At 35.7% G+C, this 13,350-nt stretch carries 13 protein-coding genes; 2 read left to right on the plus strand and 11 right to left on the minus strand.

Annotation, left to right across the window (positions count from 1 at the left end; genetic code table 11):
• Nucleotides 1–11 precede the first annotated feature (11 nt).
• From QYS47_RS15870 to QYS47_RS15890, 5 genes are read right to left on the minus strand one after another with little or no spacing between them, the layout of a single operon-like run.
• Nucleotides 12–857: a tetratricopeptide repeat protein gene (locus QYS47_RS15870; protein ID WP_322347092.1), complete on the minus strand. Its 846-nt coding sequence runs from the start codon at nt 855–857 to the stop codon at nt 12–14.
• Nucleotides 826–1,650, minus strand: coding sequence for a tetratricopeptide repeat protein (locus QYS47_RS15875; RefSeq protein ID WP_322347093.1), 825 nt, complete (start codon nt 1,648–1,650; stop codon nt 826–828). The genes QYS47_RS15870 and QYS47_RS15875 overlap by 32 nt, the downstream gene beginning before the upstream one ends.
• Nucleotides 1,650–1,988, minus strand: a complete 339-nt coding sequence (gene yidD / locus QYS47_RS15880; protein ID WP_322347094.1) for a membrane protein insertion efficiency factor YidD — start codon at nt 1,986–1,988, stop codon at nt 1,650–1,652. Before yidD ends, QYS47_RS15875 begins: the two co-directional genes overlap by 1 nt.
• Before the next feature lie 40 nt (nt 1,989–2,028).
• Nucleotides 2,029–2,706: a hypothetical protein gene (locus tag QYS47_RS15885; protein WP_308355767.1), complete on the minus strand. Its 678-nt coding sequence runs from the start codon at nt 2,704–2,706 to the stop codon at nt 2,029–2,031.
• Nucleotides 2,707–2,765: 59 nt separating this feature from the next.
• On the minus strand, nt 2,766–3,209 hold the full coding sequence (locus tag QYS47_RS15890; RefSeq protein ID WP_308355766.1) for a hypothetical protein: 444 nt from the start codon (nt 3,207–3,209) through the stop codon (nt 2,766–2,768).
• A gap of 247 nt (nt 3,210–3,456) precedes the next feature.
• On the opposite strand from QYS47_RS15890, the gene QYS47_RS15895 reads away from it, so the two are divergent.
• Nucleotides 3,457–3,924 carry a hypothetical protein gene (locus QYS47_RS15895; RefSeq protein ID WP_308355765.1) on the plus strand — a complete coding sequence of 156 codons (468 nt, stop codon included), beginning with the start codon at nt 3,457–3,459 and terminating at the stop codon, nt 3,922–3,924.
• 48 nt (nt 3,925–3,972) lie between these two features.
• On the opposite strand, the gene alr is transcribed toward QYS47_RS15895, so the two are convergent.
• From alr to QYS47_RS15920, 5 genes are all read right to left on the minus strand, one after another.
• Nucleotides 3,973–5,148, minus strand: a complete 1,176-nt coding sequence (gene alr / locus QYS47_RS15900) for an alanine racemase (protein WP_322347095.1) — start codon at nt 5,146–5,148, stop codon at nt 3,973–3,975.
• A gap of 90 nt (nt 5,149–5,238) precedes the next feature.
• A complete protein-coding gene (locus tag QYS47_RS15905) occupies nt 5,239–6,384 on the minus strand; it encodes an amidohydrolase (RefSeq protein ID WP_322347096.1) in 1,146 nt (381 codons plus the stop codon).
• Between the two features lie 8 nt (nt 6,385–6,392).
• Entirely contained in the window at nt 6,393–7,463 is a 1,071-nt protein-coding gene (locus QYS47_RS15910) for an alanine/ornithine racemase family PLP-dependent enzyme (protein ID WP_322347097.1), read from the minus strand.
• 2 nt (nt 7,464–7,465) lie between these two features.
• A complete protein-coding gene (locus QYS47_RS15915) occupies nt 7,466–7,903 on the minus strand; it encodes a GNAT family N-acetyltransferase (RefSeq protein WP_308355761.1) in 438 nt (145 codons plus the stop codon).
• Between the two features lie 4 nt (nt 7,904–7,907).
• Nucleotides 7,908–9,509 (minus strand): sodium:solute symporter family protein, encoded by a 1,602-nt coding sequence (locus tag QYS47_RS15920; protein WP_322347098.1) that lies wholly within the window; start codon nt 9,507–9,509, stop codon nt 7,908–7,910.
• Between the two features lie 284 nt (nt 9,510–9,793).
• On the opposite strand from QYS47_RS15920, the gene QYS47_RS15925 reads away from it, so the two are divergent.
• The gene (locus QYS47_RS15925) at nt 9,794–10,117 is read left to right on the plus strand and encodes a rhodanese-like domain-containing protein (protein WP_322347099.1); all 324 of its coding nucleotides are present in this window, start codon (nt 9,794–9,796) and stop codon (nt 10,115–10,117) included.
• Between the two features lie 95 nt (nt 10,118–10,212).
• On the opposite strand, the gene QYS47_RS15930 is transcribed toward QYS47_RS15925, so the two are convergent.
• Entirely contained in the window at nt 10,213–13,326 is a 3,114-nt protein-coding gene (locus QYS47_RS15930) for a DUF7379 domain-containing protein (RefSeq protein WP_322347100.1), read from the minus strand.
• Nucleotides 13,327–13,350: the final 24 nt, after the last annotated feature.

Genomic DNA, 13,350 nt, shown 5'->3' on the forward strand with positions numbered 1-13,350 from the left:
CTTCACTGTTCTTATTTTAGCATTGCGGGATGCAGTTTCAGTAAAGACTGATAAGCTTTACTTCTATATAAATCAATTTTTTCTTCAGCATTCTCCTTTGCTCTAAGATATCCACCTTTATGATAGCGCTCAAACCATGGAAAAACAACGAGATAAGCTTCAATTAAAGAAAACTGATCAATATAATTAATATACAAGGCGATGAGCCCTGTAGTTAAGGCTAAGGAATTGAGTCCATTCTGCCAATCCCCATATAAAATCTGGCCAGATCCTGGTAAAACAACACTCATCCACATGGCTAAATTAGGCTTTATTTTAGCCGCCTTCTTTTCCCACTTATTATGCAAAAGCAATTCATCTTTACCTTCAATATTTTGATCAGCAGTATATTGACTCAATTGCTCATGGTAGGAAGCAAAATCACCTTTCAGATAATAGGTTAATGTTTTATAAAATGTCTTTTTTTGGGCTACTGTCTTATTTTGAAAACTATTAATAGAGGTTAAAGAGATCAAAGCCTGATCATAATTCTCCAATTGAAGATAGGCTAGACTCTTTTTGAAAATAATCACATTTTTCAAATCTGGATCATTCTCAGAAAAATAAGCAATATCATAAAACCTTATCGCTCGCTCTTGATTGCCAGCTGCGAAGTAGACATCTGCTAATTTTGTATAAGTATCAGCAGAAGTATGGTCCTCAAAAAATATAGCACGCTCAAAAGCCAGTAAACTATTATTATAATTCCCTAACTTTAATTGCTCCTCGGCAAATTGATAGGTTTCTTCAACATTCTGGCTAAATACTGACCATGAAGAAAATAAACTAATAGCTAGAACGAATAATATCTTTTGCATCCTTTTCAATTTCTAACCAAAATTCAGTATTTCTAACTTGAGCTGATTTAGCTGAACCATAAATATTTCCGGCATAAAAACCAGTTGCCACTGCCCCAAAAATCCATCCGGAGGCTGAAGAAACTCCATTTTTAGAAAACCCTCTATAGGATTGAAAAGCAAGCCCACCTATTGCAATGAAACTAAAAGCACCATCTTTCCAATTCCCTGTATAAAATTTCCCGCCTCCTGGAATTACAGCTGATAGTAATCCTGCAACCCATGGCTTTTTAGGCTTATAACTTTCATGCTTATTGTATAGCATTAATAAATTACCCATTGACGGATGATCATCTTCAGACAATTGTATGGTTCCTTGCTTTACTTGTTCCCAATTCTGGGATAAAAAGTCCTTATGAAACTGATAAATTCTCTTATCATTTTCTTTAAGAGGCAATTCTTTGAATTCATTATCAAAAGTAGAAAACCGACCACCCAGTATTAAAATCTGAGTATATAACTCAGCCATTCGAATGCTCAAATCCGCTAAAGATGGATATAAATATTGTGTTCTATCCAAAGCTTTATCAATTTGTTCATTTTGGAAATAACTGTTTATTAAGTTGTATTTAAGGGTGTCATTATCCTCATCCAGAAATAATAGACGTTCGTATTCCATAGCAGACAGATCATATTGACCACTCTTGAATAAATAACTTGCAAATTTTTTACTTTTCTCAAGCCCATAAATATCTTGCGAATAGCTTCTGAAAACTGCTAGCAGTAGTAGAAGGAAAAGAAAGTTATATCTCATTATAATGTTAAAGGATCTTTTAATAATTGTGTCTCAGGATCTAATTCATACTTTTCAGGTGAGAGTGAATTACATCTTGTTAATCGATCAAATCCGTTGAGCATCCCCCTTAAAACTCCCTGCTGTTTTACAGCTTGTAGTGCATATTCTGAACAAGAAGGAGTGAAAGAGCAGTTTTGTGCATCCTGTGAGGAAATAAATTTTTTATAGCCTATAAATAGACCAGAGAATAGCATTTGAAGCTCATTTGTATTCTGATTTACCGCTTCATACTTATCCTTGATTTTTGAGGGCTCCTTTTTTTCTTTTACCTCTCTCAATTCACTTAATAATTCCAACTCATTAGGTATTTGAGAATAAGCATTTAAACTAATTAGATTAATTAGACAAATCAACATTATACATCTCATCACTTTCTAATTCATCAATTTTAACATTACTAAAAGTAGTCATTTTATAATATTCAGCCCCATCTATATAGCTGATTTGAATAACTTTTGAAGGGAAAGGTAAACCTTTTATACTTTTATATTCTTGATAAAACTTTTTTGCGGTTAACTCGCCTTCAGGATTAAAAAGTGCGATCCCAAAAAGTTGCCCTTCTTTAAGTGATAAAACCACTTTCCCCATTTTATCTTCTAAATAAGATGGAGGTAGCCATTCTATTATGGTTTGATCGCCATTCTCTTCGATGGTGTTAATGGCATAACCCGTTTTTTGTAAACCGAAATTTCTTAGATCACCACTTAAGGCTAAGTTAAATACCGTAAACTTATTGGTAGAGGGAACAAACTGTTGACTTACTACTTTTTTATTGACCAACTGATACATTTGGGTATCAGCCATAACCAACATCTTTTTATCAGGAAAACTTATATTGTAAACTACTTTATTTACCTCTTTATCAAAGAATACTTTGCCTTTATAAAATTCTGATCCTTTTGGATTTTTGTCCTTAATAGAAAAGTCAGCACTGATTCTAAAATAAGCTTGTGAAAAAAGTGTGAATGAAGAAAACGTTAAAAACAGGAATAGATAAAAGAAATGTACTCTCATAAAAACTAAAAAGGCTGATTAAAGGATTAATCAGCCGTTTAAATGTTATTAATTCTTAATTATAGACCTATATAATAGGTTCCTAATCCTCCACTGAATAAGAACCCAAGGCCTGCTCCTATAAAGTAAGATATTTTGTGATCACTTCCTTTATTATCATTCAATAATACAGTAAAGACACCAATCGCAGCACCAATAGGAAAACAACAGAATCCCCATGCAAAAGAACCCCACTCAAAGCTGTCCATTGAAAAGCCATTGTGGCCCATCATACCCTCAGCACCATAGGATAAATTCATCCCTGCTACTAAATTGGAATTCTCTGAATAAACAGTATTCAGGGTAACGTCTTCATTCATTGCAACGAATTCTTCTAATTCATTCAATTCTTTGAACTCTGTATTTATCTTTTCTTCATTTAATGTGAAAAGATCAGTATTAGAAGCATAAGAAGTAGAGGATACTACAAATACAGCTATTAAGGCTAAAAATACTTTTTTCATGTGTCAATAGTTTTTAGTTTTTCAAATATCAGGCACAATTAACAGTTTTAATATGTTATTTCATAACCTTTATATAACTTTTTTTACTTTAAACTTAAATTTTATCATCCTATTCTGGCAAGTTTTTTGTGTAGAACAAGTATTCAAATATTTTCTTTATTTAAGAATTATCAATCAAAAGAAAACACATTTATTAAACACCAACGTAATAGTTAAATATTTATAAGTTTACATTAAAAAAAGAACCATGAACAAAATAATTATCTCGTTAATTATCGCCACAATTTTAAGTACTTCTTGTACAAGTCTTCAAAGATCTATGCAGCAGCCAAATACTTTGGTAAATCTTGAAAAAGATGACTTTGAATTTTCAGATCAAGTGGCAGGAAGTGCAAAAAGCACTAGAGTTTTCGGTATAGATTTTCAAAGACTCTTCAAGCAGGAGGGTGCAAGGGTGGAAAAAGAGTCAATTGTAGAGGATCCGTTTACCAGAGAAGTTTCTAATCTATTTGCAAGCATTCCGGTTTACGGGAATCTGCTTAGTGACCCCACCGCTAATTATGCATTATATGATATGATGCAAAAAAATGAAGGTTACGATGTTGTTTTCTATCCTCAATATGAGGTTAAAGTGAAAAGACCCGTACTAGGTTTAGGCTTTATTTTTAAAACCACTGAGGTTGAAGTAAAAGCAAAATTGGCTAAAATAAAATAATGGTAAATGAAGGGGTGGTTTTCAAAAAACACCCCTTCATTCTTATCTCTATTCTACTACTTTTCTCGGAATATCTTGAGGTAATCGACTTAGCAACTCATAATTCAACTGGTTACTTAATTCTCCAAAACTGGCTACAGAAACCGTCTGCTTGCCATTGCTCCCAATAATGATCACTTCGTCTCCTTTTCCGATGTTTTTGCATTCGGAAACATTTATAATCATGAGATTCATATTTACAGTGCCGATAACGGCTACTCTTTTTCCGTTTACAATCACCCGACCTTGATTGCTAAGCGATCTTGCAAAACCGTAAGCATACCCAACAGGAACAGTGGCTATCTTCATTTTTTTTGTAGCCTGGTAACTGGTGCCATAGCCAATGAACTCTCCCACTGGCACTTCCTTTACAGACATTACCTTACTTTTCCAGCTGATTATTCGTTTCAGAGGATGTCTAACTTTCCTTTTTACATCATCTTGCCCGTAGCCATTACTTCTTTGATAGGCGATAAAAGTCTCCTGACTAGGCCAAAAACCATAAAGTAAGATTCCAACTCTTACCATATCCATTTGCGTTTCAGGATAGGACATGGCCGCTGCTGAACATGCTGTATGCTTATTTTTAGGCATGAATCCGTTTTCTTCAAAAACATCGGAAATCTTATGATATTTTTTGATCTGGTCCATTACTCTTAAGTAATTCGTGATGCTTTCAGCACCTGCATAGTGTGTACACAAGCCCTCAAAAATAAAATGGTCTTTATTATCCTGCATCAAGTCAATTACTTCTTGAAGATGCTCCTCTTCAAAGCCTGTTCGGTTCATACCGGTTTCAACTTCGATATGTAGTTTTGCTTTTTTACCTAATTTCTTAGCATAATGAATTGCAGCCTGTAGTCTCCCTATTTCAAATACATAAAATTCAATATCATTGGCTATGGCCCACTCAACGGCTTCATCTTCCATCCAACCCATAACCATCACTCCAGTAGATTTACTTTTGAATTCACAGACTTGTGCAGCTTCATGAGTTGAGAATACTGAGAAATGCTTAACGCCAGCAGCTTCAAATAAAGGTACCATTTGTTCAATACCATGGCCGTATGCATTTCCTTTTACCACAGCAGAAAGTTTAACACCTTTATGCAATTTTCGCTTTACAAAACGGACATTTTGCTTTACCGCCTTTTTACTTAAACTGATATTAGAAGTGCTAAACATATTTTGATGCATTTATAAAGTATATCTTAAATTATAAGCTTAATCAATCTTGATGACCTACAGTAACTAATAGAGTAAAAATTGGAAAGATTAAATAACTTTAAAATATTTCATTAAACCAATATACATTTTTACTCCCATTGGAATAATGTCATCGGGAAAGTCATAAAATTCATCATGCAAATGAGCGCATTCCACCCCAGATCCTAAGCCAAAGAATCCGGTTTGTGACTGTAATTTATAATGCCCAAAATCTTCACTCCATTTAAATGGCTTTTCTAATGGAACATAATCAAGGCCCATGGATGAAGCTGATTGTTTCAGAATATTAACCGTTTCTTCAGAATTTTCGGTTGAAGGGAATATTTCAGTATAGGATATTTCACAACCCAAGCCTTCATCTTCACAATGCTTTCTAGCTAGATTTTCAGCCTCCTCTATCAGGATTTCCATATCCTCATCCTTCATTGCTCGTAAGGTAACCCTGATTTCAGCATAACCAGGGGTGGTACCAAATGCAATCTCACCTAATTCCGCATGAATTACAGTTGCTAATGCTAAAGATGAAAAGTCTAATTCTTTATGAAGATTCGTCATCTGAGTGGTGATTTTTGCCATGGCCAATACTGGACTGATCCCAAATTCAGGTTCTGCAGCATGGCTGGTTTTCCCAAATAGCTTGATCACCATACCTCTTGAAGCAGCTGCAAAAGTTCCGCTTTTGCTTAGTATTTTCCCTTTAGGGAAATCAGGTAGGTTGTGCAATCCAAAAATATAATCCAGATGGATATCTAAATCTTTCAAGGCTTTATTAATTCTCTCCGCTCCTTCTCCCGTTTCTTCTGCAGGTTGGAATAAGAGATATACATTCCCTTTCTGTACTGGATTGTTTTTTAAATAAGCCGCAATTCCTGCCACCATGGTCATATGTCCATCATGACCACACTTGTGAGCCGTATGAGGTGTTTTAGAAGCATATTCTAAGTGGATGGTTTCTGCAATATGTAGTGCATCGGTATCGGCTCTGAAACCTATATTTTCACCAGGCTCCTTGCCTTTGAACACAGCAATAACACCATGGCCACCCTGATTACTCCAAATTTCATCAGGCTTTAAATCTTCTAAAAATTCAACAATGATTTTTGCTGTTTTCTCCTCATTATTAGAAGTCTCAGCATTTTCGTGTAAGAGATGTCGTAACTGAATAAGTTCCTCTACATCTAAATTCAAATCCATAGGTTTACCTATTCTACAGTTTTTTCAATATAATTTGAATTGAGGATCCCTAAAGCTCCCATATACTTTAGCTTGAAATTTATTAAATCTCCCACTTTTCTTTTTTCCTTATTATCCCCTAGATCAATAACAATCATATCAGAACTTGAGCCAACAATTTCAAAGTCGTAATCATCAAGTATTAAGTATTTTGGATCAATATCCAATACCCCAATATCCAATATGGCTCTGTAACTGGTTTCACCATATAAGGACTCATCAATTTCCGTTACTTCTCCTTGAGGATTAGCGGCCATTTCACCCATTGGCACTTTCGGTTTTTCAGTTATTTCGATTATTTCAGTGAAAAGCTCTAAACAATCATCATGCATACCCTCAATAGTAGTTTCTTCAAATAAGTTTGCTCCGAAATATAGGGTTTCACCTATTCTAAAATGATTGATACCAGCGGGTATTTGCTTATTCATTATTAGTGGAATGGTAACCGATGTACCACCAGAAACTAAAGGCAATTTTCTATTGAATTTTAATTCAATTATCTGTTTATACAGACTAAGTTGAATTAATTTATCTTGTGAAGGCATAACTCCGTGTAGGCAGTTCAAATTGGTGCCTATCCCCTCAATCTGAATATTGGGCAATTCAAAAACCTTAGCATAAAAATCAATCAAATGATCCCCCATAACCCCTTCTCTGAGGTCACCGGTTTCCACCATAATGATTACCTTATGTGTTTTATTTTGCCTAACTGCTTCATCTGACAATAATTTGAGTGTGTAATACTCGGTATTCATACTCATATCAGCATATTTTACAATATCCGATATACTTCTTTTTGCAGGAGGCTTTATGTAGCAAGTCTTAACGTTTGAATTTATTTCCTTTACCTTTTTAAGATTCGCAATTCTGGAATCATGTATTTCTTTAAATCCAAGGTTGATTACTTCTTTTAAATAAAGCTCGTTACCGCAAAAAAGCTTAGTTACCGCTCCCCAGTCTAGATTATTGTCAGTAAATAGCTTATGTAGGAATTCAAAATTATGTTTTAGTTTATTTCTGTATAGTTTTAAAAATGCCATTTTTAGTTCTTTAACCTCATCTCCAAATATTTATTGGTGAAGCCTAATTTTTCATAAAGGAATTTTGCAGGATTATTGGGTTCAACATGAAGGGCGATATCTCCTTTAGCTGTATTAATTGCTTTTTTCATTAATTCCTTTCCAACACCTTTACCCCTCTGATCAGAATGAACGGCTATATATACTAATATGTTTTCAGGAATATAACCCGACATACCGGTTTGATTCACCACAACGGCACCTTTTATACTTCCATTTTCTCTGGCTAAAACTACAAATCCACCTTGATGACCAAATGAACTAAGCGCGTAATCCAAGCATTTCATGATGTCGTCTTTGGGATCACCGAATTCATCTAGATGAGTATAGAGAAAATCTGCTATCTCATTTTTTTGTAAAGTAGTTGCTGAGTCTATCGAAGTTAAAGTTTGATATTCCATGTATTTATTTAGTTTTTGGGTATATTAAAGAGAAAGATACAAAAATTATTGCTGAAAAAAAGATACCAAATACGTTAGGGTCTAAACCGAGCGGCAATTTGAATAGAAAATCACTAAATGGCAGCTCAATTATTTGCATTTTATTCACCACATTCACCATTTGGCCTGGAGTCATCTCCGCTAAGTTCAAATCAGCAAAACCAACATAATTAGAGGCTCTCTCTATAAATGTTCGTATTTCATCCATTTTAGTTGCAGTTCCAAAGGTGATTTTATTGGCTTGAAGAACAGCAGTTATAAACCCACCGGTAAGCATAGAAGCAAAGGCAGCATTATTATTACTTTTTTTCCAAAATAATCCTCCCAAAATAGGAACGAATAAGCCCGATACCATAAAAGCATAGCTATAGAGCATTAAACTCAAAACATTTTCCATAGCACTGGCGAGCAATAAAGCTAAGGCACCCACTATCAAGGTAACCACTTGTGATAATCTTAACTCCTTTTTATCAGTGTTAAATTTATTGGTAAACTGCTTAATGAAATCAGAAACAAAGTTTCCTGAGGAAGCCATTAAACAACTATCCGCAGTAGAAAGAATAGCTGAAAAATAAGCTGACATCATAATTCCTAGTAAACCTACCGGCAATACGGTGGCCAGCATCATAGGCAAACCTTTTTCAGGATCGGCCTGAGCAATATTATCAGGACCTAAAGCTGCGAACATCCCTTGATCAGCTGCCACTCGAGCCAATAATCCTAAGGCAACGCCCATAAAAGCCATCACTGGCCATTCAAATAAGCCTGCAATAAACCATGCTTTTTTAGCTGTTTTCACATCCTTACTCGCATAAATTCTTTGATAGAGGGTCATGCCCACAAACCAAATGGGGATGATGGTAACTACCCAATATACTATATCCTGCCAATTTAAATTAGTTAAGGAAAGCATTTCAGGATCGAGCGTTTTTTTAATGGCTGACCATCCGCCTACTGAATAATAGGATAAGGGTATCCCGATTAGAATTAAGCCCCCCAGTAAAATAATCCATTGAATAGTGTCAGTATAGATCACCGCTTTTATTCCTCCCATTACGGTATAAACCACTGCGATAACACCCATAATGATCAAAGCCTGGTTCAAGCCGATTTCAGGAAATGTACCTGAAGCCAATTTTGCCCCTGCCAATATTTGAGAACTAGTAAAGCCTAAATACCCAACTGCAGAAATTAATGCGGCAGCAATGGCCGTCTTCTTATCAAAGAAATAAGCAAATAACTGTGGCATGGTATGAAACTTTTCAAAAGCTTTATTGCCTCTTACTTTCGGGATTAGAAAAACAGCCGCTAACCATGCTCCTATTAAACCGGTGAACAACATCCATGAACCGGATATTCCAATCGTAAATCCTAAACCACCCAATCCTATAGAAAAGCCTCCACCAACATCGGTTGCCACTACACTTAATCCAATATGCCAACTGCTCATTTTTCTTCCGCCCACATAATAGTCATCCATACCCGTATTTGATCGCAAAAAATAATAGCCTACCGCCAGCATAGCCAGCATATATATGACGAATATTGAAATATCTATAATGTGCATATCTTAAGCTTATTGATTGATTTAAAGAATAGTTAATCTTTAAACTACAAAAAATAAGTTGGCTAGTAAAATGAACTTATTTTAATGAGGTTTTTATAGGGATGAGTGAACTTTCTTAAAAGCTAACTGATAATTTTACTTAGCCTAAAAGAATGATATTTGTCATGTTTAGCAACATTTATTATTATTTTATTTACATAATAATCAAGTTGTTATGATTTTTTAATTAATTATTTCATATATTTACTTGTGTACAGAAATTACAAACTATATACATTAAAGTTATGCCTAATTATAAAAATTTAACTATTCAGGAATTTGATCAAGGAATCAAAGAAAATCCTGAAGCAATAATTTTAGATGTTAGAACTCCATCAGAATTTGCAAGCGGTCACTTAGAACATGCAGTTAATGCACCTAACATAAGTGAAGCCATCTCTTCACTGGATCCTGAGAAAGAGTATTTTGTTCACTGCCGAGTAGGAGGCAGAAGTGCAGTTACTGCACAATACTTATCCATGAAAGGCTTTAAAAATATCAATAATTTGAATGATTCAATTGACAATACCAGTTTGAAACTTCATAAATCGAGCGTAAAAGTAGCTTAAAATAATTTCTAATTCTTCTATGATACAATAAGGGTCTTATCGCATACTAAGGCCTTTGTTGCATGCATTAGTTTTCAACACACAGAAGATGAAAACTATACCCCAAGATATTCTTTTACTACTTTCACCGACATATATTCCATCTGTTGCTCGCTAAATGCTTTCTGGAAATTACCGTAATAGTTTTTAAACGCTATACCCTGAAGCATATTTAAAAAGTAATCACTACCGTACATAATTCTACTTCTGATTTTTTGATTATCAGCAGTATCTGTTTTAAAATAGCGTTCTGCTATAGTTTGAAGCATCTCAGGCTTAGTTTGACAGGATAAATCAGTATATACATTATCAAAATCCAGGATCAGGCGTTTGATTTCTTCTTGCCATTCGTGACTTCCTCCACCAAAATGAGCTAAGCATATTTTCAGATCAGGATACTTTTCTAAAACCTTACGCCATAAAGTTGGATGGTTTAAGCGATGCGCTCTTTCTTTAATCGACTTATCAAAACCACCCTGCAGTAGGTTGTATTCGAAATCATGATAGGCTTTATCTTTAAAAACTAATTTATAGGTATAGTCATTGTCGCTAGTGTCCTCCTCTTGGGTGCACAGGTCACCATAAATTTGAATGCGATCCGTAAAAGTAGCAAAGCCAGAATCAGAGCAGTGTGCCATAATGGGAATCTGGTTTTCCTCGCACCATTTGTACAAACTTGTACCATGCACAAAGGCATTATCAGGATCAAATAGATTTAAATCGGTGGGCGAATATCCGTTTGGCGTGTAGAGCTTTACCCCATGGAAAACTTTGTCCTTCCCGATATTCTCTTCCACTTCCTGAGCCATGCCTTCTCTACGAGGATCAACAGCTAGGAATGGAAAGATATCATTTCCGTAAAGCGTCTTTAATTGCTCTAATTCCTGCTTCTGGGTTTTATAGGAATTCTTTGCATCCTCTAAAACCGCAGCGTTCACAAGGTTCAAGCCTTTTATAATCTTTTTGGCATATTTAAGAATTCTCACTGAATCTTCATTTGGCACCTTTTCATCGCTAAAGATAAACTCACCATTCTCCTCAAAGCGCTGAACCAGACTATCCATTTGATCTAAAAATTCAGCATGTTTCACTTTAAACTCTTGCATTTTTTCAGCAATTACGGAAGCTGCATTATCCGCATCATAATCATTTCTGAAAGTCATTTCTAAATCGAACATAAGGGGAATGTAGCGAAAGGTTTTAGGCTGATGCGCTCTAGTTTCCCAATAATCTTCTTCCAAATCATCTAGCATTTGGCGAGCGCCTTTATTGAATAAGAAATAATTAAATACATTACGAATTACCCTGCCAATTCCATGTTCACTTCCCTCTCCCTCTCGTGTGTTGATCGGTTCAAGCTGCTCATCAGGATTGTCCTGATCAAGATAATCTATTATATCGCCCAATAACATTAAGATAAGCCTACCCGTGATCACATTTCGACCAAACAGATGACAATGCGCATCAAAATGATCGATAGATTTTAGTTTGTTATAATCTACTTTTTCAGCTTCTTCGGTAAAGAAAAAGCTTTCAATTTTATCCTGACAATCCTGCTTTTCAATCAATCTGCCATGTAGGGCATCATTAATCATATGCTTTTTGTATTTAGCTGGATTATAGCCGGCTATGGCCACATATTGACTCGGCAAACTGAATTGATTTTTGGTGCTGATCACCCAATCATTATGTTCCGATAAGATCTTATCAATTCCTAACTCTAGCTTTCTAGCGCCCCACCCATTATTTTCATAATTTCCAGCTATAGGCAGATAGCGCGTAGTCTCTTGAATAGGCGTATTATAAATAATTTTATTTAAGGCTTCACTTCCCGGCTTCATCACCTCCACACCCGGTTGCTTAATCACCCATTCGAATGAATGTTGCAATAAAGCTGAGATAAACACAACAGGCGCTCCAATCCCAATCTTTCGCATTACCTTTTTCAACATTTTAAAGCCAAAAGCCATGCCTTCTGCAAAAGTGAGATAGCCTACCCCATTTCCAGAAGCTACCAAAGCTACTTTGCCGACTCGAAGACTGTCCTGCCCGTAATTGGCTAGAAATTGTGCCAACAATCCTCCCTGACTGGTTCCTATTACATCCACTTCCTGATCAAAGGCCTGAATATCTAACTCATTGAGCATGCTAAACATCTTCTTGATATTGCCTTCAGCATCCCAGAAAAAGGTAGGATGATCAAAGGCAATCACTTGCTCATAATTCCCCTCCTTTAAGAAATCATGAAGCCAATCATAAACTTCACCAAAGGAGCCTTTTGTACTGGCGAAGGTTCCATGTAGCAGCAATAAGGTTTTCTTACTTTCCTTTATAGAACCAAAGTTTGCATTTCTAAATTTACCCTTATCATTCATTACCAATAGCTGATGATCCTTCACAAAAAGGCCCGTTTTATAGCTGGCCAATTCATCTTCAATCAATTCTACTATTTCCTGACTATTAGAGGGTAAATCCTTTTCCTTATTCTTTCTGTAGGCTCTTTTGAATACCAACACTTTCACAATGAATTCCTCCTGCTTGTATTGGGTGGATAAGCGATAGCGATTCGGAATACCCGGAACGGCTTCTATGGCTTTATGGGGTAGCGCATTAAATATATAGGTGAGGCGATCGCGCTCATTGGTATTATGAGCTGGAGTAGCTATCGGTAAAATGTAGTCTAATTCTGCCGCTTCATTATTTTCTCTTTGGTGCTGATAAAAGGCCAAAGCGCCCTGTTCAGGACCAAGAAAAGCATCTAATCTTAGCTTAGGAATTTCTTCTAAAGCAAAAATATCAGGATAGGGAATGTCTAACTCACTAAGGTTGATTACCTTTTCTTTGATGTCATTTTGAAGATCCAGCTCAGGATACATCTCCTTAATCAGCTTTACCTCCTCCCCAATGGTAGATTTATCCTCAAATTGATCATTTCCCTCATTCGAACAATACAGCTGCCCTTCCCAATCGACAGGAGTATTATCGGCATAGCCCAGAGTACCCCAAACGCCCGGCATTTTATCCGCGTCCTTCCGGTTCAGGATTTTAGGGATGGCAAAATTTTGAAGGTAGTTAAGGTCCTTATCCGCTTTTTCAGAACGTAATAAAATAAATTTCTTTTCGATGGGTGATGCCATAAAAGAACGGGCATCAAGTGCTATAGGTCTCATATTGGAAGGTTTTAGTTGAACTTG

Origin of the sequence: Marivirga arenosa (assembly GCF_030503875.2) — a bacterium.
Taxonomy (GTDB): domain Bacteria; phylum Bacteroidota; class Bacteroidia; order Cytophagales; family Cyclobacteriaceae; genus Marivirga; species Marivirga arenosa.

Excerpts from the sequence above, each read along its gene's own strand:
- QYS47_RS15890 (WP_308355766.1), bottom strand. The coding sequence starts at position 3,209 with ATGAAAAAAGTATTTTTAGCCTTAATAGCTGTATTTGTAGTATCCTCT.
- QYS47_RS15885 (WP_308355767.1), bottom strand. The coding sequence starts at position 2,706 with ATGAGAGTACATTTCTTTTATCTATTCCTGTTTTTAACGTTTTCTTCA.
- QYS47_RS15920 (WP_322347098.1), bottom strand. The coding sequence starts at position 9,509 with ATGCACATTATAGATATTTCAATATTCGTCATATATATGCTGGCTATG.
- QYS47_RS15915 (WP_308355761.1), bottom strand. The coding sequence starts at position 7,903 with ATGGAATATCAAACTTTAACTTCGATAGACTCAGCAACTACTTTACAA.
- QYS47_RS15870 (WP_322347092.1), bottom strand. The coding sequence starts at position 857 with ATGCAAAAGATATTATTCGTTCTAGCTATTAGTTTATTTTCTTCATGG.
- QYS47_RS15895 (WP_308355765.1), top strand. The coding sequence starts at position 3,457 with ATGAACAAAATAATTATCTCGTTAATTATCGCCACAATTTTAAGTACT.
- QYS47_RS15910 (WP_322347097.1), bottom strand. The coding sequence starts at position 7,463 with ATGGCATTTTTAAAACTATACAGAAATAAACTAAAACATAATTTTGAA.
- QYS47_RS15925 (WP_322347099.1), top strand. The coding sequence starts at position 9,794 with ATGCCTAATTATAAAAATTTAACTATTCAGGAATTTGATCAAGGAATC.
- QYS47_RS15875 (WP_322347093.1), bottom strand. The coding sequence starts at position 1,650 with ATGAGATATAACTTTCTTTTCCTTCTACTACTGCTAGCAGTTTTCAGA.
- QYS47_RS15905 (WP_322347096.1), bottom strand. The coding sequence starts at position 6,384 with ATGGATTTGAATTTAGATGTAGAGGAACTTATTCAGTTACGACATCTC.
- alr (WP_322347095.1), bottom strand. The coding sequence starts at position 5,148 with ATGTTTAGCACTTCTAATATCAGTTTAAGTAAAAAGGCGGTAAAGCAA.
- QYS47_RS15930 (WP_322347100.1), bottom strand. The coding sequence starts at position 13,326 with ATGAGACCTATAGCACTTGATGCCCGTTCTTTTATGGCATCACCCATC.